The sequence below is a fragment of the Faunimonas sp. B44 genome, from assembly GCF_052655945.1.
The window spans coordinates 1-501 of sequence record NZ_JBQYEX010000059.1; the positions used below are offsets into that span (position 1 = coordinate 1).

Annotated in this window: 1 protein-coding gene; it reads left to right on the plus strand. The window is 70.3% G+C overall.

All coding sequences use genetic code 11. The annotated features are described in order from the left end of the window. Positions 1-486, plus strand: a 486-nt coding sequence (locus ACUN0C_RS20240; RefSeq protein ID WP_445468200.1) for an endonuclease domain-containing protein, incomplete at its 5' end; no start/stop codon positions are given. Positions 487-501 lie beyond the last annotated feature (15 nt).

A 501-nucleotide genomic window follows, 5' to 3' on the forward strand; every position in this document is an offset into this window, starting at 1 on the left:
GAGCCGGAGGCGCCCGGAATTTCGGGAGGGGGGCTGGACGGCGCCGCGATATCGGTGTCGATCATGGTGGACTGGAACCCGCACGAAGAACCGGCAATGCCGAGGCACCTGCCGCCGAAGCGCAACCGCCTTCTTGCCAAGGCGATGCGGCGCGACATGCCCGATGCGGAATTCCGGCTCTGGTGCGAGTTGCGCGCCCACCGGCTCGACCGCCTCGGTTTCCGCCGGCAGGCCCCGCTCGGCCCGTTCATCGTGGACTTCCTCTGCCCGGCGGCGAAACTGGTCGTGGAGGTCGATGGCGGCCAGCACGGCCTCGAACCGGCGCGCGCCAGGGATGCGGCCCGAACACGCCGGCTCGAAGAGCACGGCTACCGTGTGCTCAGGTTCTGGACAGACGAGGTCATGCGCGACATTGGCGGAGTCTGCACCACGATCCTCGCGGCTGCGCGGGAGCGGCTTCCGCGTTCCGCGGAACCGCCCGTGTGAACGGCGACGCCGCGC